The sequence below is a fragment of the Brevibacillus nitrificans genome (assembly GCF_003710965.1).
GTDB lineage: Bacteria > Bacillota > Bacilli > Brevibacillales > Brevibacillaceae > Brevibacillus > Brevibacillus centrosporus.
Genome location: NZ_RHHU01000002.1, coordinates 1 through 21,209, shown reverse-complemented (window position 1 = coordinate 21,209; position 21,209 = coordinate 1). Strand labels below are relative to the sequence as shown.

19 protein-coding genes are annotated in these 21,209 nt (G+C 51.2%); 16 read left to right on the top strand and 3 right to left on the bottom strand.

The window, feature by feature from the left end; genetic code table 11:
• The first annotated feature begins 27 nt into the window (after positions 1–27).
• The gene (locus EDM59_RS01055) at positions 28–1,296 is read left to right on the top strand and encodes a PDZ domain-containing protein (protein ID WP_122921939.1); all 1,269 of its coding nucleotides are present in this window, start codon (positions 28–30) and stop codon (positions 1,294–1,296) included.
• Positions 1,297–1,464: 168 nt separating this feature from the next.
• Positions 1,465–3,177, top strand: a complete 1,713-nt coding sequence (locus EDM59_RS01050) for a hypothetical protein (RefSeq protein ID WP_122921938.1) — start codon at positions 1,465–1,467, stop codon at positions 3,175–3,177.
• A gap of 57 nt (positions 3,178–3,234) precedes the next feature.
• On the opposite strand, the gene EDM59_RS01045 is transcribed toward EDM59_RS01050, so the two are convergent.
• Positions 3,235–4,167, bottom strand: a complete 933-nt coding sequence (locus tag EDM59_RS01045; RefSeq protein ID WP_122921937.1) for a flagellar hook assembly protein FlgD — start codon at positions 4,165–4,167, stop codon at positions 3,235–3,237.
• A gap of 178 nt (positions 4,168–4,345) precedes the next feature.
• Between EDM59_RS01045 and uvrB the strand changes: the two genes are divergently transcribed.
• From uvrB to EDM59_RS01025, 4 genes are all read left to right on the top strand, one after another.
• Entirely contained in the window at positions 4,346–6,322 is a 1,977-nt protein-coding gene (gene uvrB, locus EDM59_RS01040) for an excinuclease ABC subunit UvrB (RefSeq protein ID WP_122921936.1), read from the top strand.
• A 15-nt stretch (positions 6,323–6,337) separates the two neighbouring features.
• Complete coding sequence (gene uvrA, locus EDM59_RS01035) at positions 6,338–9,205, top strand: excinuclease ABC subunit UvrA (protein ID WP_122921935.1); 2,868 nt, start codon at positions 6,338–6,340, stop codon at positions 9,203–9,205.
• Between the two features lie 102 nt (positions 9,206–9,307).
• Positions 9,308–9,937 carry an HD domain-containing protein gene (locus EDM59_RS01030; protein ID WP_122921934.1) on the top strand — a complete coding sequence of 210 codons (630 nt, stop codon included), beginning with the start codon at positions 9,308–9,310 and terminating at the stop codon, positions 9,935–9,937.
• A gap of 40 nt (positions 9,938–9,977) precedes the next feature.
• Positions 9,978–10,340, top strand: coding sequence for a phage holin family protein (locus tag EDM59_RS01025; RefSeq protein ID WP_122921933.1), 363 nt, complete (start codon positions 9,978–9,980; stop codon positions 10,338–10,340).
• A 225-nt stretch (positions 10,341–10,565) separates the two neighbouring features.
• Here EDM59_RS01025 and EDM59_RS01020 read toward each other — a convergent pair whose 3' ends face one another.
• The gene (locus EDM59_RS01020; RefSeq protein WP_122921932.1) at positions 10,566–11,171 is read right to left on the bottom strand and encodes an accessory gene regulator B family protein; all 606 of its coding nucleotides are present in this window, start codon (positions 11,169–11,171) and stop codon (positions 10,566–10,568) included.
• A 28-nt stretch (positions 11,172–11,199) separates the two neighbouring features.
• Positions 11,200–12,543: a sensor histidine kinase gene (locus tag EDM59_RS01015; protein WP_122921931.1), complete on the bottom strand. Its 1,344-nt coding sequence runs from the start codon at positions 12,541–12,543 to the stop codon at positions 11,200–11,202.
• A 237-nt stretch (positions 12,544–12,780) separates the two neighbouring features.
• Between EDM59_RS01015 and hprK the strand changes: the two genes are divergently transcribed.
• The 10 genes from hprK (at position 12,781) to hisIE (ending at position 20,946) form a co-directional block, all read left to right on the top strand.
• Positions 12,781–13,710, top strand: coding sequence for an HPr(Ser) kinase/phosphatase (hprK, locus tag EDM59_RS01010; RefSeq protein ID WP_092275627.1), 930 nt, complete (start codon positions 12,781–12,783; stop codon positions 13,708–13,710).
• Between the two features lie 21 nt (positions 13,711–13,731).
• Complete coding sequence (locus EDM59_RS01005; protein WP_122921930.1) at positions 13,732–14,238, top strand: acyltransferase; 507 nt, start codon at positions 13,732–13,734, stop codon at positions 14,236–14,238.
• A gap of 205 nt (positions 14,239–14,443) precedes the next feature.
• Positions 14,444–15,619: an ATP phosphoribosyltransferase regulatory subunit gene (locus EDM59_RS01000; RefSeq protein ID WP_122921929.1), complete on the top strand. Its 1,176-nt coding sequence runs from the start codon at positions 14,444–14,446 to the stop codon at positions 15,617–15,619.
• Between the two features lie 3 nt (positions 15,620–15,622).
• Positions 15,623–16,270 carry an ATP phosphoribosyltransferase gene (gene hisG / locus EDM59_RS00995; RefSeq protein WP_092275636.1) on the top strand — a complete coding sequence of 216 codons (648 nt, stop codon included), beginning with the start codon at positions 15,623–15,625 and terminating at the stop codon, positions 16,268–16,270.
• 25 nt (positions 16,271–16,295) lie between these two features.
• Positions 16,296–17,594, top strand: coding sequence for a histidinol dehydrogenase (gene hisD, locus EDM59_RS00990; protein WP_122921928.1), 1,299 nt, complete (start codon positions 16,296–16,298; stop codon positions 17,592–17,594).
• Complete coding sequence (hisB, locus tag EDM59_RS00985; protein WP_122921927.1) at positions 17,591–18,190, top strand: imidazoleglycerol-phosphate dehydratase HisB; 600 nt, start codon at positions 17,591–17,593, stop codon at positions 18,188–18,190. Before hisD ends, hisB begins: the two co-directional genes overlap by 4 nt.
• A gap of 2 nt (positions 18,191–18,192) precedes the next feature.
• Positions 18,193–18,810: an imidazole glycerol phosphate synthase subunit HisH gene (gene hisH / locus EDM59_RS00980; protein ID WP_122921926.1), complete on the top strand. Its 618-nt coding sequence runs from the start codon at positions 18,193–18,195 to the stop codon at positions 18,808–18,810.
• A complete protein-coding gene (gene hisA, locus EDM59_RS00975; RefSeq protein ID WP_122921925.1) occupies positions 18,807–19,544 on the top strand; it encodes a 1-(5-phosphoribosyl)-5-[(5-phosphoribosylamino)methylideneamino]imidazole-4-carboxamide isomerase in 738 nt (245 codons plus the stop codon). The genes hisH and hisA overlap by 4 nt, the downstream gene beginning before the upstream one ends.
• Before the next feature lie 2 nt (positions 19,545–19,546).
• Positions 19,547–20,305, top strand: coding sequence for an imidazole glycerol phosphate synthase subunit HisF (gene hisF, locus EDM59_RS00970; protein ID WP_122921924.1), 759 nt, complete (start codon positions 19,547–19,549; stop codon positions 20,303–20,305).
• The gene (gene hisIE / locus EDM59_RS00965) at positions 20,302–20,946 is read left to right on the top strand and encodes a bifunctional phosphoribosyl-AMP cyclohydrolase/phosphoribosyl-ATP diphosphatase HisIE (RefSeq protein WP_122921923.1); all 645 of its coding nucleotides are present in this window, start codon (positions 20,302–20,304) and stop codon (positions 20,944–20,946) included. The genes hisF and hisIE overlap by 4 nt, the downstream gene beginning before the upstream one ends.
• Positions 20,947–21,209: the final 263 nt, after the last annotated feature.

Sequence of the window (21,209 nt, the reverse complement as noted above, 5' to 3'; positions counted from 1 at the left end):
CTTTTTCCTTTTGAGGTGGTGAGACAATTGGCGATACAGGCAGACATGCTCTCCATTGTGTACGGATTGGCTGCCATTTTTCTCAATCCGATTTTTTATTTGTTCCTGATTTTTATTTATCTGCATTATCGACGGCAGATGAATCTGGAAAGGCAACTGTTCGCAGTACGTATTCAATCGCCGTTGCTCCAGACGATCCGTTCGGTAGGGATGGGAATCACGGCGGGCTTGTTGATTTCCGTGCTTGCGGGCGCTCTTGGAGTCGTCGTGCAGGTGCAGGATTTGTGGTTACTATGGGGATTGGCGATTGTGATGGCGCTGATCCGTTTACGTTTTCTCTGCTTCGCGTATGCGGCAGGCTTGCTGACGATTTTAAACGGCTTTGCGCAAATCATCCATGTTGGAAATACGGTTCCGGTAATCGGCCCCTTGTGGGAGATGCTTGGACAGGCAAAACCGCTTCCTCTTCTGGCATTGGTCGCGATCATGCACTTGATGGAAGCCATGCTCGTTCGTTGGAATGGCGGTCGGGATGCCTCGCCACTCTTCGTAGAAGGGAAGCGCGGGCGAATTGTCGGCGCGTACCTGCTGCATTCCTTTTGGCTGACTCCGCTCGTCATGTTTGTTCAAATGGATAACGGAGCGATAAGCGGATCGATCTTTCCAGGCTGGCCGTTATTTTGGCCGGAAGCGTCCACATTTGGCTTGATGCTTTTGCCGACAGTGACTGGGTTTTCCGATATGACACAATCCATGACGCCCAGACAGAAGTCTTCACAGATCGCAAAGCAGCTAGCTCTTTACTCCGTCATTTTACTGGGGCTTTCCGCGCTCGCCATTTGGTTGCCTCCTTTGATGCTCTTGGCTGCCTTGTTTGCCATTGTGGGGCATGAGGCGTTGTTCTACATCAGTCAGGTGCAGGAGAGAAAGCGCACCCCGTACTTTATCCAGTCCTCACGAGGGATCAAGGTCATGGGAGTCATCCCTGATACACCTGCTGAGGAGATTGGTATCGTACCTGGGGAGATTATTGTAAAAGTGAATGGGATCAACGTTCGCAATAAGGAAGATCTCTACCCCGCTCTACAGGCGAATTCGGCCTTCTGCAAAATGGAGGTTCTGACGCATGATGGCGAGCTGAAATTTGTGCAGTGCGCCGTTTATGCAGGCAATCACCATCAGCTGGGCATCATCGTCGTTCCGGATGCCCGCACGAGTGTTTACGTAGATCTAAAGCGCGCAAGTGTTGTAGAGCTGATCAAGCAGCGATTGGAAAAGCTGCATATAGGTGCATAGAGGGTTAGAACAAGAACGGGAGTGACGATGAGCCATCGTTGCTCTTTTTCTTTTGCTCAATATAGGGTGAAATTTGTCGATAGAAATATTTTTATGGAATAGCCCGTTTATTCAGAAACAAAAACCGCGATCGTGCGTCTCAACCGTAGAGGAAAAAAGAGGGAGTGAATGTTGATCGTGGGAATGATTCGTAAACCTGCCCTGTGCGTACTTACCGGTGCGTTAGCGGCTGTGAGTCTGTATACTTCACCGATGATGCCGACACCTTATGCAAAAGCAGAAAATCTCGCGTCAAGTACGCTTGCAGCAGCTGCTGCTGTACCTGTTCCAGTCGAAGTGGCCAAAGGCGTCCAGCAGCTCGTACGGCTGATTCCGGAATTATCCCAGCGCATGGTGTCATTCGGTGGAGATGTCGATGGGCCTGGAGTAAGCGGTGTTCAAGTCATATTTGCAGCAACGGCAGCAGAAAAAGAAACGTCTACGGATCGAGCTATATTTGATCCAACGACAGGGAAGCTGTTGAATCTGAATCTGCAGCCGAAAGCAGCACCAAAGCCTGTCGCCATGACCGATCAGCAGGCAAAAACCAAGGCGTCCGCATTTGTGGCAGGCTTGCAAGCAGGCGGCAGCGCATACCAGCCAAAAGAAATTACACGAGAGTCCTCGCTCACGACAGTTCGACTGGTGAGAACCGTAAACAACGTGGTCCTAGATGACGCCTATGACGCTTTCGTTTCCTTCGATGCTGCAGGCAGAATCATTTCCTTTCGAATGTTTGATGGCAGGCTTTATGAAAAAATAAGCTTGAGCGCTCTCCCAGCCCCCAATCACGTCATATCCGCTCAGCAAGCTGTGGAAAAGTACAAGGAAAGCCATCCATTGGAGCTCATCTATTTACTCCCTAGCCAATACAGCTTGGGCGACCCCGTTCAAGCCAAACTGGCCTACGTGGTCAAAGATGGCGTCATCACACAGTCGCATACGGGCAGCGCGCTGGATGCCTTTACGGGTAAACGATTGGGAAATCCGTCTCCTGCTCAGCTGCAGCCTGCGAAAACGATTTCGGTGAACGGAACAGGCGAAAAGTGGGTGGCTCAGTCAGAGGCGCAAGCGAAAGACATCGTGCGGAAACTGCTGCGCGTGGAGCCTGAGAAGCTGCCACTGGCAACCTACACGGAAGCATACGGCGATGGGCAGGAGCGGCGCCTGTTTATTTGGGGACATTTTGGAGAGGGAACGGCCGATCAGGACAAGAGGTTTCAAATGGGGCAAATCCCTGCGGGTGTAAAAGCGAATGAACGCCTGCATGTTCTCGTGGAGACGGACGCTAAAACGGGCCAGCTGCTTCGACTCGAGATGAGCGATGGCACCAATGTCAGCGCGAAGACAGATAAAGCAAGGGACTGGAGCGCAGCGGAAGCGACACTGAAACGCCTCCTGCCTACAGGAACCAGCCAGGTGCGTGTGCGGGATGTGGGAAATGACCAATCCACGCTAATCACCGCCGATCTGATGATCAATGGACTCCCCGTCTATCAAGCCGACCAGACTGTAGAGGATGGCATGTATACGCTGCGCGTGGATTCTGCTACGGGAAAAGTGATTCAGATCCAAATGAACAGGCCGACAGAAATCATCGCCCCAGCCCGAACGAAGGCACTGATGGAGCAAGGGGCCGTCGAACGCTTGCTGAAGGCGTACCCGCTGGAGCTCACGTATATTCACCAGACGGATTTGCAGTCAGGGGCGATTTCGTGGAAGCTGGGATACGACCTTTCTTTCCGCCAGTCGAGAGCCCATTGCTTCTGCGGGGTAGAGAGCAAGGTTGATCTCACTGTTCATCTGGATGCAGGGACTGGGCAGGTCATCGTAAAAGAATAGAGAACAAAAAATCCGCGCTCATCCTGAGGGAAGAGGGCGGATTTTGTTTGGTTTAAACTAAACGGCTTTTGCTTCGTAGCCGGTAATTTGACTGAGGGACACTTTTTTCCCATCCTCCAGCACGAATTCGACTAGTCCGTTTTTCATGCTGACGGCTTGAATCACACCATTTAGGCTGTTTGTAGAGGTGCTTCCGTCAGTGTTGGTTTGAGGATCATTGTAAGTAATGGTGTAACCAATCATCTGGGCGTACTGGAGGGAGTTGCTCATTGCCTGATTATCCGGCTTGACGCTCATCCCCACGATCTCATCCAGCTTCACCGTATTGCCGTTGTCCAGCTGGAATAGGGCCGTGCCATCCTTCATGCTAAAGCCTGTGATCACGGCATTTTTGACTTCGTCTACGGTAGTGACATCGTCTGTTGTAGCCGGATTGCCATCTTTGTCGACCTGCGTGGTCGCTTTATAGGAGATGGTATTGCCGATCATATCCATGTATTTCAGGCTGCTGTCCAGTGCATTTCCGGTCATGCCCTGCGACTCCAGCCCTTTAATGTCTGCCAGCGGGATCGGGTTCGATTCGTTTTCGAGACGGAAGTAGATCTTGCCATTGTCCATATAGACAGCTTGGATGGCGCCCTCTTTGGTTTCTGTAGAGGTATCGCCGGTAATTTCATCAGCGGTGGTCAGTTCATAGGTAGCCGTTCTACCGACCAGAGACTCGTATTTTTCCAAGGTGAGCATGCTGTTGTTGGATTGTTCCATCAAGCTTGCCATCCGTGTCATTTTTTCCACCATGGTCATCATGCTCGTCTGTTGAATAAACTGTGAGTTATCCATTGGAGACATGGGATCCTGGTTTTTCAGCTGCTCCAGCAGAAGCTTCATGAACGCATTGTTATCGAGCTCTGTGGAAAATTCCTTTTTTCCTTTATAACTGAGGTGCGCAGGCACCATTGAGCTATTGCTTACGGTAGTGTTATCAGACATGTCGAGACTCCCTTCCTGTACGGGTCTTTCCGTGCGGGCATGTTCTTCCACTATCAGTATCGGAAAAAGGGTGCGAGGGGTAAAGACAAACATTTGTTCGAATTTCGGCTTATTTTTGCACGTATTGTGTTATAATGGAAATAGATAACCTTTTTGTAATGAGGAGATGAACGAGGGAATGGAGCGTTTTGAATTGGTATCGGAGTATCAGCCGTCCGGTGACCAGCCGACTGCCATAGCTGAACTGGTGGCTGGTATTCAGGCGGGCAAGAGGCACCAGACCCTCTTGGGTGCGACAGGTACGGGAAAGACCTTCACGGCAGCCCAGGTGATTGCTCAGGTGAACAAGCCGACCTTGGTCATGGCGCATAACAAGACGCTGGCGGCGCAGCTGTGTGCAGAGTTCAAGGAGTTTTTTCCGAACAATGCCGTTGAATATTTCGTCAGCTACTACGATTACTATCAGCCAGAAGCATACATTCCCCAATCGGATACGTTTATTGAAAAAGACTCCAGCATCAACGACGAGATCGACAAGCTGCGCCACTCGGCGACCAGCGCTTTGTTCGAGCGTCGGGATGTCATCATTGTCGCTTCTGTCTCGTGCATTTACGGCTTGGGTTCTCCTGAGGAATATCGGGAGCTGCTCTTGTCCTTGCGCGTCGGAATGGAAAAGAGCCGCGACGAGATCCTGCATCGACTGGTCGACATCCAATACAACCGCAATGACATCAATTTCATCCGCGGTACATTTCGGGTTCGCGGAGACGTCGTTGAGATATTCCCGGCCTCACAGAGCGAGCAGGCTATTCGCGTGGAGTTTTTCGGAGATGAAATCGAGCGGATCACAGCCATCGATGTACTGACCGGAGAGATCCTGGGTCAGCGAGATCATGTCGCGATTTTTCCGGCTTCCCACTACGTGACGCGGGAAGAAAAAATGAAGCTCGCTGTGCAGAGCATCGAGGCGGAGCTGGAGAAGCGTTTGGCCGAGCTGCGCGAAGCAGGAAAGCTCCTCGAAGCCCAGCGGCTGGAGCAGCGCACGCGCTACGATGTGGAAATGATGCTCGAGATGGGCTTCTGCTCCGGGATCGAAAACTACTCCCGCCATTTAACGGGCTTACCGGAGGGGCATGCGCCGTATACCCTCATTGATTATTTTCCGGATGATTTCCTTCTCATGATGGATGAGTCTCACATGACCTTGCCTCAGGTTAGAGCGATGTACAACGGAGACCGTGCGCGTAAAGAAGTGCTGGTCGAGCACGGCTTTCGTCTGCCTTCCGCCAAGGACAACCGACCGCTCACCTTTGCGGAGTTCGAAGCCAAGATCAAGCAGGCCGTTTACATTTCCGCTACCCCTGGTCCGTATGAAATGGAGCATTGCACGGAATTTGTACAGCAAGTGATTCGTCCGACCGGTCTGGTCGACCCAACGATCTCGGTGCGTCCGATCAAAGGCCAGATTGACGACCTCATCGGAGAGATTCAGGCGACGATTGCCAAAGACGAGCGCGTACTGGTGACGACACTGACGAAAAAGATGTCCGAGGACTTGACGGACTATTTAAAAGAAGTGGGGATCAAGGTACGCTACCTCCACTCCGATATTAAAACGATCGAACGGATGCAGATTCTGCGTTCGCTGCGCTTGGGTGAATTCGATGTTCTAGTCGGGATCAACCTGCTGCGGGAAGGATTGGACCTCCCAGAGGTATCCTTGGTGGCGATCCTTGATGCTGACAAGGAAGGCTTCCTGCGCAACGAGCGGTCCCTGATTCAAACGATCGGCCGTGCTGCCCGTAACGCGGAAGGGCGCGTGATCATGTACGCGGACAAAATGACGGACTCGATGAACGCCGCTATCCGGGAGACGGAGCGCAGACGTTCCATCCAGGAGGCTTATAACGAAGAGCGCGGTATTACGCCGCAAACGGTGAAGAAGGCTGTACGTGACGTGATTGAGGCAACCAAGGTGGCAGAAGAAAAAGCGGATTACCTGCCACACGAAGAGTTCAAGAAGATGCCGAAGAAAGACCGCTTAACGGTGATTGCACGAATGGAAGAAGAAATGAAAGAAGCGGCTCGCAACCTCATGTTCGAACGTGCGGCAGAATTGCGCGATTTGGTGCTTGAGCTGAAAGCCGAACTCTAAGGAGAGATTTTTTTCATGCCATTGGAACATATTGTGGTAAAGGGTGCGCGTGCCCATAACCTGAAAAATATTGATGTGGTGATCCCGAGGGACAAATTCGTTGTGTTGACGGGTTTGTCCGGCTCGGGGAAGTCTTCTCTTGCCTTTGATACGATTTATGCGGAGGGTCAACGCCGCTACGTGGAGTCCCTCTCTGCCTATGCCCGTCAATTTCTCGGGCAGATGGACAAGCCGGATGTCGACTCGATCGAGGGTCTCTCGCCGGCTATTTCCATCGACCAGAAAACGACCAGCCGCAACCCGCGCTCCACAGTAGGAACGGTTACGGAGATTTACGACTATCTGCGTCTTCTGTATGCCCGTGTGGGGAGAGCTGTATGTCCGGATCACGGTATCGAGATTCAATCCCAAACGGTAGAGCAGATGGTGGATCGCGTGATGGAGTATCCGGAGCGCACGCGCATGCAAATCCTGGCCCCTATGGTGCAAGGGAGAAAAGGCGAGCACGTCAAGCTGCTGGAAGACATCCGCAAGCAAGGCTTTGTTCGCGTGCGCGTAAATGGAGAAATTCGCGATCTTTCGGAAGATATCAAGCTGGAAAAAAATAAGAAACACAACATCGAAGTAGTAGTGGACAGGATCGTCGTCAAACCCGATGTGCAGTCCCGGCTGGCTGACTCGCTGGAAACGGCATTGCGCCTGGCGGATGGCAAAGTCATCGTCGACGTGATGGAGCAGGAGGAACTGCTTTTCAGTGAAAAGCACGCTTGCCCGGTTTGCGGCTTTTCCATCGGGGACCTCGAGCCGCGCATCTTCTCGTTTAACAGTCCGTTCGGTGCATGCTCCGAGTGTGACGGTTTGGGTGTGAAGCTGGAGGTAGACCCGGACATGGTCGTTCCAGATGCGACCAAGACTCTGCATGACGGCGCGGTCGGGGCGTGGGAGCCGAAGTCCTCCACGTACTATCAGCAGCTGCTGGAGTCGGCTTGCCGCCACTTTGGCATTCGCATGGACCTGCCCTATGAAGAGCTGCCAGCCGAGCAGAGACAGATTTTGATGTACGGCAGTATGGGAGAAAAGATTGAATTCCGCTATGAGAACGAATTTGGCCAAGTGCGTGAGGCCGTTGTACCTTATGAAGGGGTCATCCCCAATCTGCAGCGCCGCCATCTGGAGACCAGCTCGGATTACATCCGCGAGCAAATCGAAGGCTTTATGAGCCAAAAGCCATGCCCTGTCTGCAAAGGACAGCGCTTGCGTCAGGAAAGTCTCGCGGTAAAAGTCGGGGAACGGAGCATTTCGGAGCTGACGACACTGTCGATCATGGATGCCCATCAGTTTGTAGATGGCTTGGACTTGACGGAAAGAGAAGCGAAGATCGCCAACCTGATCGTGAAAGAGATCAAGGCGCGTCTCAACTTCCTGATCGATGTCGGTCTGGATTATTTGACCTTGAGTCGGGCAGCCGGAACCCTTTCAGGTGGGGAAGCGCAGCGGATTCGTTTGGCGACGCAGATTGGCTCCAGCTTGATGGGAGTTCTCTACATTTTGGACGAACCGAGCATTGGCTTGCACCAACGGGATAACGCGCGATTGATCAAAACGCTGGAGCATATGACCAAGCTGGGCAACACGCTGATCGTTGTGGAGCATGACGAAGATACCATGATGGCTTGTGACTACATCATCGATATCGGTCCAGGAGCGGGAATTCACGGCGGTCAGGTGATCGCGGCAGGTACTCCCGATGAAGTGATGCAGAATCCCGATTCGCTTACGGGCGCTTATTTGAGCGGACGCAAGTTTATCCCGGTGCCGATGGAGCGCCGCAAGCCTTCTGACAAATGGATCAAGATCGAGGGAGCCAAGGAAAACAACCTCAAAGGCGTCAATGCGAAGATTCCACTTGGCATGTTTGTAGCCGTAACAGGCGTCTCTGGCTCAGGCAAAAGTACACTGATCAACGAGATTCTCCAGAAGACGCTGGCGCGTGATCTGAACGGGGCCAAGGTCAAGCCAGGGGAGCATCGCCGCATCGTCGGCCTCGAGCATCTGGACAAGGTGGTCGATATCGATCAGTCACCGATCGGACGTACCCCTCGTTCCAACCCGGCTACGTACACAGGTGTATTTGACGATATTCGCGATCTGTTTGCTTCTACCAATGAGGCGAAGGTACGCGGCTACAAAAAAGGCCGCTTCAGCTTCAATGTCAAGGGCGGACGCTGCGAAGCGTGCAGCGGGGACGGGATCATCAAGATCGAGATGCACTTCCTGCCTGATGTGTACGTACCTTGCGAGGTATGTCACGGTAAGCGGTATAATCGGGAAACGCTCGATGTGAAATACAAAGGCAAGAGCATCGCTGATGTTCTGGAAATGACGATTGAGGATGCTGTGGAATTTTTCCGCAATCTGCCGAAAATCGAGCGCAAGCTGCAAACCATCGTGGATGTAGGCTTGGGGTACATGAAGCTGGGGCAGCCGGCGACTACGCTATCCGGTGGGGAGGCACAGCGCGTCAAACTGGCTTCTGAGCTCTATCGTCGCAGCACAGGACGCACGATGTACATTCTCGATGAGCCGACGACCGGTTTGCATACGGATGATATTGACCGGCTGTTGAAGGTCCTGCAGCGACTCGTGGAGAACGGGGATACGGTGCTCGTGATTGAACACAACCTCGATGTCATCAAAACGGTCGATTATATCATTGATCTGGGACCAGAGGGCGGTACCCGTGGTGGAGAGATCGTCGGTACGGGTACACCTGAAGAGGTATCCGAGCTTGCGGGCTCGTACACCGGAAAGTATCTGCGTCCGATCCTCGAGAGAGACCGTTCCCGAACAGCGGCAAGAATGGAACAATTGGTCTCCAAATAAAATAATAAGAAGAGAAAGAGGGGCGAACTCGAGTGACTGGGACCGCCCCTTTTTCTGTCAGGGAAAGATGGGCTTCTCTGGCTTCGCGGAAGGGAGCAGCAAATGGATTATCGTAAGGCTTGTTTGGATCGTTTGCCACAAAGATTGATCGAAGCAGCGCGAAGTCACTTTGACGGACAGGACCCTGCTCACGACTGGCAGCACAATCTTCGGGTAATGGCGATGTGTGAGCGCATCGGAAGAGAAGAAGGCGCTGATCTGATGATTCTCGGCTTGGGGGCGCTCCTGCACGACGTCGGACGGGCGGAGGAGCGGCGGACGGGGGAGTGTCACGCGCAAATCAGTGCCCGGTCAGCAGAAGTCCTCCTGCGTGAAGAAGGGCTCTCTGACAGCATCATCACGCGTGTGCAGGCTGTCATTCTCGCGCATCGCTTTCGCAAGGACCGTCCACCTGTTACGATTGAAGAGAAGGTCTTGTTTGACGCAGATAAGCTCGATTCCATCGGGGCCATTGGAGTAGCGCGTGCTTTTGCCTACTCAGGTGTATTGGGGCAAGTGATTCAATCGGACCAAGAGGAACAGCATACCCCTTTAAAAGAGTATGAGTGGAAGCTGCAGCGCATCAAAGACAGGCTGTTTACGCAAACGGCGCGGAATATCGCCTTGGAGCGGCACCGATTTATGACGACATTTTTTGAACAGTGGAAAGAAGAAGTGCAAGGCAACCGATAATACAAACAGAACAAAATTTGACAAGGAAGGGGAGATGAGCATGTTTCGCTGGGTTATCAAGCTGCTTTTGAACGGAGGCGCCTTGCTTTTGATTGGCAACTGGTTTCAATCCATCCAAATTAACAGCTACGGGGTTGCAGTCTTGGCCGCTTTAATTTTGGGTATCGTCAACTCGGTTATTCGCCCGATCCTGACTTTTTTCACCATGCCATTAACGATCTTGACACTGGGTCTTTTCTGGTTTGTGATCAATGCGTTGACGTTTTCGTTGACGGCTTACTTCATCAACGGTTTTGAAGTAGGGCCATGGCCTGACAATATCGGTATTGTCATCATTGCGGCTGCACTTATGAGCGTGTTTGGGTGGCTTATCGATTGGGGAGTTAGCAAAACGAAGAAGTAGTAAAAACGAACAAAAACCCGTGTCACTCGTGAAGAGCGGACACGGGTTTACTTATGAGGTAACCTGTTGAAGGTACTATCTGTCGTTTGGTTGCGTGTTTTTTTCTCGTAGATGAGGCGGAATCGGTTCGTAGAGAGCCCCAGTTTTTAAAACGCCAATCACGTTTAATGAAGATAACAGAGCAAAAAAACCACCAAGAATCAGCTGAAATTTCTTCACTGACAATCACCCTCTCAAATTGTTTTCCAAACGGGAAATCAGTCGAAAAGAACTCGGCATGAGAAGAACAGATTGCAAGAGAATTGCAAATGTGTAGGTCATGGAGAGTTGATAGGTATATCCTACCAAACTAATAGAGATAGTGCAACCTACTAGGATCATCCATAGGATAATAAGTCTATTTCTTCGCTGGATGGCAGGGTTATTAGGTGCATAGGTATGTGTGGCAGGCGCATAGCGAAAGTTGATCCCAAATGAAAGTCCCGAGACTACTAGTATGACAAGCTGAGCGTAAGGGGCAGGGAGGATCGGGAAATGCCTGACGACAAAGCCTCCTGCAAGCATGAGCAGCAGGGTGGCAGTCAGGCAGGTCCATGGACTGCGTAAATGTGCGCCACCTGCAATGCTTCGGAATAAGTAAAAGAGAGCAAAGAATAGAATGACTTCTTTCAGCAGTTGAAAAACGGCAGAACAAACGACAATGGCCAAAGCGCCGATGAGATTGAAAAGAAAAATTTCAATACCGTGTGCAAGCGTGCCAACGGAGTAGGGCATGTTTTCTGTCTTTAAACGTTGTGCTAGACGCATCGATACCTTTTCCATCCCTGTCATGCTTTGGCCTCCCTATGTATTCTGCGAATTATCGGGCTAGAAAGGAAATCCGAAAACGGGTGACACCATCCTCCGAGTACACATGGATTTTGCCGCCGTAACGATCGGTAACGGTTTTGACGATGACGAGCCCGAGACCTCCATCTCCATCTTTTTTGGTGGTATAGTCTGATTGGAAGATTCCAGATAGCTTGTCCTTAGGAATAGTAGGCCCACTATTTTCAATCACCAGGTAATGTTCATTCTCCGACTGTCCCCATTCTACACGGATAAAACGATTCTCCTCCAATTCGTAAGAGGTAGCCCGAATCGCGTTATCAAAGAGATTTCCCAATACCTTGATCAGGTCGTACGTCTTGATTTGCGAAAATTGATTCACTGTCTTGATGTTCATCGATAGGGAGATGCGCTCTGCAAAGCATACCTCCATTTTGGACTGCAATAGTGAGGAGACCGCCGGATTTTTGATGTTTTCCAATACTTGCGAGCTTGTATCCATTTTCTTTTCGCCCGAAACTGTTTCTTGTAGCAGCTGTTCCACGTACTCTTTGGCTAAATCGACGTACCCCTTTTTCAGGAAGCCGTTTATAGCGGTGTAATGGTTCAAGGAATCATGTTTGATGGACCGAATGGCTGTCACGAGATCATGGATACTATTTAAATAGGGCGTACCCGTTTCTTCCTCTACGCGATTGATCGTCAAGTTCAAATAAATACGGAACAAAATTACGATGATAATAAAGAGAGCTAAAATCAAGATTTGGATGATCATTTGGGACGTGAGTGAATACATGATCATGAATCTAGAGTTGTTTTCACGCAAAATGAAAGACGTGTTCAAAAACAGAATCAAGAGAAATTCGATACTACCAACCAGGACAAGCAAAAAGAGGTAACGATTATAACGATTTTGTGGCAGTAGGCGCGTTATGTCGAATTTGAGAATCCGCAAGCAAAGTGCAACCAAGAGAAAGTTTCCTAAATAGAAGGAGCGAATTGTAATCGTAAGCATGGTGCTTGAGAACATTTGCTCCATGTAAATATGCTGACTGTTATAAACCATAATCACAAAGGACTCAGACAGTAGCAAAGAACAAATGGCAACCATGCCCATAAACACTGATTTTAAAATATTGTAGCGAAAGAGAACCAACATGGTGAGAACGTAGACCACGTACATAATCAAGATCTTTGGTTGGTACGCTACGTCGAGGTAAGATAGAACCTCCCCTGGAATCGAAACGATGATGGCAAACGACAAAGCTGCTTTCCATTTTTCAAAGACCGAGTGATTGAATAATGCCAAAGCGATCGTGAGCAGCAAGAAGGCTTCTGGTATGTCTACAAGTATGAATCGAAGTATGAAATCCAAAGTTTTGCCTCCCCTCAGTCCGAAATTCGGAGCGCGAATGATGTCAAATTAACTGTAACCTATGTAGTGCCTGCTACCAATACATTTTCTATCTTAAAAAATAACGAGAAAAATGTAAATGATACGACAATTTATGCCGATAAGAGGGCGGGGGTCAAAGGTTGTCGCGGCTAGGGAGCTTTCGTTACAATAGAAGCAAACAAACGGGACGGAAAATCCCAAGCTAGGGGGACTCTCATGAGAAAGACAAATGTTAGCCATCTCGCTGAACATTTCAATATGGCTGTATTAAGCGGCGAGGAAGGCTTGGGAAGAGAAATTACCGTAACCGACCTGAGCAGACCCGGCTTGCAGCTGGCAGGCTATTATTCTTACTACGCAGATGAGCGAATTCAACTCTTTGGTTTGACAGAGATCAACTTCTTTCAAACGTTAAATCGCGAGAAACGATTAGAGAGAATGACCTTTCTCATGCAAGGAAAGACGCCATGCTTTTGCGTGACGCGAAATCAACCGGTGCCGGAGGAAATGATAGAGGTTTCAAATACATATGGTGTACCCGTCCTCCAATCTCCGCTAGCTACCACTACACTCGTGGGGAAAATGACGAACTTCCTGGAGAACCGTCTGGCTCCGACTACGACGATTCACGGCGTTCTCACAGACATTTACGGTGTCGGTGTGCTGATTATGGGATCCAGTGGGATCGGGAAAAGCGAAGCGGCTTTGGAGCTGGTCAAGCGTGGACATCGCTTGGTCGCCGATGACGCAGTAGAGATCAGACAGACACAGGCAGGTCAATTAAGCGGGAGCGCGCCTGAACTGATCCAGCATCTGCTCGAAATCCGTGGGGTGGGCATTATTAACGTAATGACCATGTTCGGGGCAGGTGCGGTGCGCAATGTGAAGAACATCGAGATGGTCGTACAGCTCGAGCTTTGGGAGCCTCAAAAAATGTATGAGCGACTGGGATTAGATGAGGAAACACTGAAGATCATGGATACGGATATTCCGATTATTACGGTACCTGTTCGTCCCGGCCGAAATTTGGCAGTCATTATCGAGGTGGCGGCGATGAACTTCCGTTTGAAACGGATGGGGTATAATGCGGCGGTTCACTTTTCGCGTAAACAGTCGGATGCCATCCTGGAAGATTCCGATTTGTAGAGGGATGAAGGAGAGCAGCTCATGAGAAAGACGACACGTTATCCCGTTCATGGCGCCAATCCGTTGTGGCAGCTGTATCGGACGGTGAGCTTTTGGAAAGTCATGAAAAACTTTATCGTGATCCAGTTGGCGAGATACACCCCTTTTTTATCATGGAAGAATTGGCTGTACCGCACCTTTCTGCGGATGGAGGTCGGCCCGCAAAGTGCTGTGGCCTTGATGGTCATGATGGACATCATGTTCCCCGAGCTGATCAAAATCGGCCGTAACTGCGTGATCGGGTACAATACGACGATTCTCGCCCATGAATATTTGGTGGAGGAGTACCGGCTGGGTGAGGTGCGTATTGAGGACGGCGTTTTGGTTGGAGCCAATTCGACGATCCTGCCAGGGGTGACGATCGGCAAAGGCGCGATTGTGGCAGCTGGGACCGTTGTACATAAGGATGTACCGCCGGGAGCTTTTGTTGGAGGAAATCCCATGCAGGTGATCCGGAATGGAAATGCGACTGGCGATGAACAGGAGTAAGAGTAAAGCCAAATAAGAATGATAAAGGGAGGTGACTGTGTTGTAGGCAGAGCCTCCCTTATTTGGTCTTTTATCATTTGTGTACAATTTTCCAACTATTCTTATCTATGTTGACCATGTGGGCGGAACGTGGTACTCTTCTTCATAACACTTTAACTTACTACCATATTAGCAGAGTAAAGCGTAATCAATGGAGGGAAGTACGATGGCAAAGCCGTTGGGATTTGAAAAGCCGCTAGGGATGAGGGACATTTTGCCTGATTCATTGGCAAAACAACGGCATTTGGAGCGGTCGTTGCGCCAATGCATTGAACGTTGGGGATATGAAGAAATCTCCACGCCGTCCCTGGAGTATTACGACACCGTAGGAGCTGCCAGTGCGACGTTGACAGACCGAATGTTTCGCCTTTTGGATAAACAGGGACATACCGTGGTGCTGCGGCCGGATATGACGGCGCCCATCGCCCGCGTGGTTTCCTCCTTATATAAAGATGTTCCGTTGCCGCTCCGCCTGTTTTATCAGGCAAATGTCTTCCGCGCACAGGAAAAGGAAGCGGGACGGAATGCGGAATTTTTTCAGACTGGGATTGAATTGATCGGGGATGCTTCTGTGGATGCGGATGCCGAAGCGATTGCTCTTGCGGTGTTTTGTTTGCGAGCTGCCGGCGTAGAGACTTTCCGTATTGCGATTGGGCATGTGGACTTCGTCGATGGCCTGCTGGAGGAATGGTTCGAGGATGAATCGATCCGCAATCAGTTCCGTCAATACCTGGTGGAACGTGACTTCGTTGGATTCCGTCAGCTGCTTTCTACACTCGATATTGATCCTGCGGCAAAGGAGCGGCTGGAAGCTCTGCTGAGACTTCGCGGAGGCAAAGGGAAAATCGACGAGGCACGCTCGCTCACGGAAAACGGAAAAGCGAGACGTGCGGTGGAGACGATCGCGTCTTTGTGGGAAGCGTTGGAGGCATATGGCGTAACAGATGACTTGCTGCTGGATTTCAATCTGATCATCAACTTGAATTATTACACGGGTGTCGTTTTCGAGGGATACGCAGCTGACCTGGGCTCTCCGCTCTTGGGGGGAGGACGGTACGATCATCTGCTGGCGCAGTTTGGGCGTCCGGCGCACGCAACAGGCTTTGCGATCAAGATGGATCGTTTGCTGATGGTGACTCCAGTCATGGATGGCCCGCCTGCTACACGCATTCTTTTGTGCTATACAGAGGATCAGCGGACGGAGGCTTTGGCTGAGGCGCAATTGCTTCGGGAAGACGGACTCGTCGTCGTGACAAGACTCGTGAAAAATCAGGCAGAGGCTGCGACATTTCAGGGAGAAGCGTACAGCAAGGTCATTTGCTTGACGAAACAGGAGGAATAGGAAATGAGTTTTTCCGATAGCTCACAAAAATTGACGATCGCCATGCCAAAGGGGCGAATCTTTGAAGAGGCTGTTCACTTTTTGCAGCAGGCTGGCTTGCAGGTGACGGCAGAGCTTCAAGATTCTCGCAAGCTGGTGATACCTGTTGAAAATGCACGGCTGGAATTCATCCTGGCAAAACCTACGGATGTTCCTACCTATGTCGAGTATGGGGTCGCTGATGTTGGCGTGGTAGGGAAGGACGTACTGTTGGAAGAAGAACGGGATGTGTACGAGCTGCTCGACCTGCAGATCGGCTACTGCCGGATGATGGTAGCAGGCATGCCAGACTGGAAGCCGACCGACGCCCCGCGTGTAGCGACGAAATATCCGAAGATCGCTTCTCGTTATTTCCGCGAGCAGGGTCAGCAGGTGGAGGTTATCAAGCTGAATGGCTCCGTGGAGCTGGCGCCGATGATTGGACTGGCGGACCGGATCGTCGATATCGTTTCGACCGGACGTACGTTAAAAGAAAACGGGCTCGTGGAGCTTGAGCATATTTGCGAGATTACGACACGGTTGATTGCCAATCGGGCAAGCTACCGGATGAAGAGTGAAGCGGTGGATGATATTGCGAGCAAGTTCTTGGAAGTCATTCCGAAAAGATCGTAGAGAGAATGGGAGAGGTGAAAAAACGATGCGCATTCTGTCAGCAAGCCAATTTGATGGGAAACGCTCCGTAGATTCAGGTACCAAAGAGCAGCAGGAAGCAGTCAAAGCCATTCTTTCGGATGTGCGCCAGCGTGGAGACGAGGCCCTGCGCGATTATACAGAACGCTTTGATCGTGTGCGTTTGGAGCAATTTCGAGTAAGCGAAGAGGAGTTTGCGGAAGCAGCTTCGCAAGTCTCCCCAGAGGTACGAGCTGCTCTGGAAGAAGCGGCAGAGAATATTCGGGATTTTCATCAAAGACAAGTGCGTCAATCGTGGTTCTCCACCAAGGAAAGCGGGACGTTGCTCGGGCAGATTATTCGTCCATTGAAGCGTGCAGGTCTGTACGTGCCTGGGGGAACGGCAGCTTACCCGTCCAGTGTCCTGATGAATGCGATTCCGGCAAAAATCGCGGGAGTACCGGAAGTCGTGATTACGACACCACCTGGCCGTGATGGCAAGATCAATCCAGCGATCCTCGTAGCTGCACAGATCGCCGGGGTAAAAGAGATTTATAAAGTGGGCGGCGCACAAGCGATTGCGGCTCTTACTTACGGAACCGAGCAAATCAAAGCAGTGGATAAGATTGTTGGTCCAGGAAACATTTTCGTGGCATTGGCGAAGCGGGAAGTGTTCGGACTGGTGAGCATCGATATGGTAGCGGGACCGAGCGAGATCGCCGTACTGGCTGATGAGACCGCTAACCCGCGTTACATAGCGGCTGACTTACTTTCGCAGGCAGAGCACGATCCGATGTCCGCAGCGATTCTCGTCACCACTTCCCAGGCAGTAGCGGAGTCCGTGGCACAGGAAGTGGAAAGACAGCTGGCAGAGCTGCCGCGCAAAGAGATTGCCGAAGCGGCGATTCGAGATTTCGGCGCGATTTTGGTCGTCAATGATCTGGAAGAAGGCTTTGCGGCAATCAACCGCATTGCTCCTGAGCATTTGGAAATCATGATTGCAGAGCCATTTGAGCATTTGGGGAAAGTGGAAAACGCAGGGGCGATCTTCCTCGGGCCTTACAGCTCGGAGCCGGTGGGCGATTACTTCGCGGGAACGAACCACGTCATTCCGACCAACGGGACTGCTCGTTTCTCTTCTCCATTATCGGTGGATGACTTCATTAAAAAATCGAGTGTGGTTTCTTACAGCAAGCAAGACTTGCGTGAGAATGGACATAAAATTGTGGCGCTGGCGGAGCAGGAAGGTTTGGCGGCACACGGAAGAGCGATTACCGAACGGCTACGTGACTTTGATCGTGAAGAGCAGGAGCGTGACAGCAAATGAGTGAAATGCAGAAGCGAGCAGCACAGATCGAACGCAACACCAATGAGACGCAAATCGCCCTTTCCTTCGGGGTAGACGGTGCGGGAGAGAGCAAGCAGGATTCTGGCGTGCCTTTCCTCGATCATATGCTGGATCTGTTTACCAAGCACGGACATTTCGACCTGACCGTCAAGGCAAAAGGCGACATTGAAATCGACTATCACCATACGGTAGAAGACATCGGTATTTGTCTGGGCCATTCCTTGCGGGAAGCGTTGGGTGACAAAAAAGGCATCAAGCGTTACGGGAACGCATTTGTACCGATGGATGATGCATTGGCTCAAGTCGTCATCGACATCAGCAACCGACCGCATTTGGAGTATCGGGCGACCTATCCGACAAACGTAGTCGGGCAATTCCCTACGGAGCTGGTACACGAGTTTTTGTGGAAATTTGCTCTGGAGGCGAGAATCAATCTTCATGTCATTCTGCACTACGGGCACAATACCCACCACATGATAGAAGCGATCTTCAAAGCACTTGGCCGCGCGCTGGATGAAGCGACGACGATCGACCCACGCGTAAAAGGGGTTCCGTCTACCAAAGGGGTTTTGTAAACATGATCGGCATCATCGACTATGGCATGGGCAATCTGTATAGCTTGAGCAAAGCTTTGGAACGTCTTGGTTACTCGTATGATTTCGTCTCCCAAGGGGAGCGTTTGAACGATTATAGCGGATTGATCATTCCAGGGGTCGGGGCGTTTGGCGATGCGATCGCGAACATTCGCGAGCTCGGGCTGGAGCAGCCGATTCACGATTATGCTGCAACAGGGCGTCCGATCCTGGGCATCTGCCTCGGGATGCAGCTCTTGTTTGGGAAAAGCACGGAGCACGGCGAGCATATCGGACTTGGGCTGCTTAGCGGGGAAGCGATCCGCTTTGTCGGGGACTACAAGATCCCGCATATGGGCTGGAATCAGCTGCAGCTCACACAGGATCACTGGCTTTTGGAAGGTGTAAAGACGGGCGACTACGTCTATTTTGTACACTCCTATCACGTGCGGGTGGGGCATCCGGAAGAGCTGCTGGCGACGAGTGACTACTATCAGGATGTCACTGCGATTGTAGGAAGAGGCAACGTGTACGGCATGCAGTTCCACCCGGAGAAGAGCGGGGAGACGGGAATGCAGCTGCTGCGCAACTTTGCCGTACAGTGTGAGGGGGTATTGGCGTGAGTTTCATCATTTATCCGGCGATTGATATTCGCGGAGGAAAATGCGTCCGATTGTTTCAGGGTGACTACGCACAGGAGACGGTCTATGCGGATTCCCCGCTGGAAATGGCAAAACGGTGGGTGGAGCAAGGGGCTTCCTGGGTACATCTGGTCGATCTGGATGGTGCAAAAGAGGGCAAGCCTGCAAACGCAGAGATCATTAAGGAAATAGCGCGTACGATTTCGGTTCCGGTTCAGGTAGGCGGGGGGATTCGCACGGAGCAGCAGATTGCCGATTATTTGGAAGCAGGTGTAGCCAGAGTCATCGTAGGAACTGCTGCGATTGAAGACGAGCCGTTTACCCAGCGCATTTTGCAAGCCTACGGGGACAAGATCGCGATTGGTCTGGATTGCCGCAATGGCATGGTTGCCACGCGCGGCTGGCTGAATACGACGGATGTATCTGCGATCGATTTGGCAAAACGCTTGGTATCGTACGGAGCGGAGACGTTCATTTATACGGACATTGCACGTGATGGCACGCTGACAGGCCCCAATGTCGAGGAAATCGCAGGGCTGGCTGTTGCGACAGGCAAGTCTGTCATCGCTTCTGGTGGGGTGAGCAACCTCGAGGATCTGCTGACGCTCTCGACGCATGAGAAGGATGGCGTCTCTGGCGCTATCGTGGGAAAAGCGCTGTACACAGACGCATTCACCTTGGATGAAGCGCTGAATCGCATGAGGGAGCGTGTGTAACCATGTTGGCGAAACGAATCATTCCCTGCCTGGATGTGAAGGATGGCCGGGTGGTAAAAGGCGTACAGTTCGTGGGTCTGCGCGATGCTGGAGATCCGGTAGAGCTTGCCAAAAAGTACAGTGAGGAGCGGGCGGATGAGCTCGTTTTTCTCGATATATCTGCTTCGCACGAAGGACGTAAAACGATGGTTGACGTCATCGAGCGTACGGCTGCCAACATCACGATTCCTTTTACAGTCGGTGGAGGCATCAATAGTGTCGAGGACATGAAGCGCATTTTGCGGGCCGGAGCGGACAAGATTTCCCTCAATACAGCGGCAGTCCTGCGTCCAGAGCTGATCGGCGAGGGGGCGACTGTATTCGGTTCGCAATGCATCGTCGTGGCGATCGATGCCCGAAACGTGGGAGGCGACCGCTGGGAAGTGTACACGCACGGTGGACGCAACGCTACCGGAAGAGACGTTGTTGCTTGGGCGCAGGAAGCGGAAGCGCTGGGAGCGGGGGAAATTCTGCTTACGAGCATGGACGACGATGGAGAGAAAAAGGGCTTTGGTATTGAATTGACGCGTCGCGTTTCGGAAGCGGTCGGTATCCCGGTGATTGCTTCTGGTGGAGCCGGTTCTCGTGAGCATTTTTACGATGTCCTGACAGAAGGAAAAGCAGATGCGGCGTTGGCTGCTTCGATTTTTCACTACGAAGAGACCTCGATCCACACAGTGAAAGAGTATCTTCAAACCAAAGGAGTTGTGGTGCGGCCATGACAGCAGAGATTGCGTGGGAACAGTTGAAATTCGATGAAAATGGCCTCATTCCCGCCATTGTGCAGGATGCAGTGAGCAAGGAAGTCCTGACGCTCGCTTATATGAACAAGGAATCGCTGGAAAAATCGTTGGAAACGAAAGAGACATGGTTCTGGAGCCGTTCGCGTGCCGAGCTGTGGCATAAAGGAGCAACCTCTGGAAATACGCAGCAAATCGTTTCCATGCGCTATGATTGCGATGGGGACGCGCTGGTCGTACGAGTAGTGCCAAACGGCCCGGCCTGCCACACAGGGGCGTACAGCTGCTTTGCTGGTGAGCTGGTAGAAGGTGCCGAGGAGGCATCCAGTGCAGGTGTTGACGATCGTTTTGCCATTCTTGCGGAGCTGGAAGCATTGATTGCCGCCCGTGAGGCAGAGCGCCCGGAAGGCTCTTATACCACCTATTTATTTGAAAAAGGCGTGGACAAGATCTTGAAAAAGGTTGGGGAAGAAGCGGCGGAGGTTATTATTGCTGCGAAAAATCGCAGCCATGAGGAATTGCGCTACGAGGCTTCTGATTTGATCTTCCACCTGCTTGTGCTTCTGCGCGAGCAAAAGCTGCCGTTGGACCAAGTCCTAAGCGAGCTTCAGCGCCGACGTTGACAATTGTATGGAAGTGCCACTCTCTGGTATAGGGAGTGGCTTTTGCATGAAAAGAGTAGCGAACTTAAAGCGATTTTTAGTATTGGCAGAAAAATCCTTTTAAATTTACCCTTGATTTCAATTTTGGGATGTGATAGATTATTCCTTGTCGCCAATGAGCGATGACAAAATACGAGAAAAGCTAACAGGTTTCGATAAAAAACTTCTTGACTCGTAAATAACGAACGTGATAAGATGTAAATCGTTCGACAAAAAATGCTCTT

Coding starts and splice junctions, on each gene's coding strand:
- EDM59_RS01050 (WP_122921938.1), top strand. CDS start 1,465: ATGTTGATCGTGGGAATGATTCGTAAACCTGCCCTGTGCGTACTTACC.
- EDM59_RS01045 (WP_122921937.1), bottom strand. CDS start 4,167: ATGTCTGATAACACTACCGTAAGCAATAGCTCAATGGTGCCTGCGCAC.
- uvrB (WP_122921936.1), top strand. CDS start 4,346: ATGGAGCGTTTTGAATTGGTATCGGAGTATCAGCCGTCCGGTGACCAG.
- uvrA (WP_122921935.1), top strand. CDS start 6,338: ATGCCATTGGAACATATTGTGGTAAAGGGTGCGCGTGCCCATAACCTG.
- EDM59_RS01030 (WP_122921934.1), top strand. CDS start 9,308: ATGGATTATCGTAAGGCTTGTTTGGATCGTTTGCCACAAAGATTGATC.
- EDM59_RS01025 (WP_122921933.1), top strand. CDS start 9,978: ATGTTTCGCTGGGTTATCAAGCTGCTTTTGAACGGAGGCGCCTTGCTT.
- EDM59_RS01020 (WP_122921932.1), bottom strand. CDS start 11,171: ATGACAGGGATGGAAAAGGTATCGATGCGTCTAGCACAACGTTTAAAG.
- hprK (WP_092275627.1), top strand. CDS start 12,781: ATGAGAAAGACAAATGTTAGCCATCTCGCTGAACATTTCAATATGGCT.
- EDM59_RS01005 (WP_122921930.1), top strand. CDS start 13,732: ATGAGAAAGACGACACGTTATCCCGTTCATGGCGCCAATCCGTTGTGG.
- EDM59_RS01000 (WP_122921929.1), top strand. CDS start 14,444: ATGGCAAAGCCGTTGGGATTTGAAAAGCCGCTAGGGATGAGGGACATT.
- hisG (WP_092275636.1), top strand. CDS start 15,623: ATGAGTTTTTCCGATAGCTCACAAAAATTGACGATCGCCATGCCAAAG.
- hisD (WP_122921928.1), top strand. CDS start 16,296: ATGCGCATTCTGTCAGCAAGCCAATTTGATGGGAAACGCTCCGTAGAT.
- hisB (WP_122921927.1), top strand. CDS start 17,591: ATGAGTGAAATGCAGAAGCGAGCAGCACAGATCGAACGCAACACCAAT.
- hisH (WP_122921926.1), top strand. CDS start 18,193: ATGATCGGCATCATCGACTATGGCATGGGCAATCTGTATAGCTTGAGC.
- hisF (WP_122921924.1), top strand. CDS start 19,547: ATGTTGGCGAAACGAATCATTCCCTGCCTGGATGTGAAGGATGGCCGG.
- hisIE (WP_122921923.1), top strand. CDS start 20,302: ATGACAGCAGAGATTGCGTGGGAACAGTTGAAATTCGATGAAAATGGC.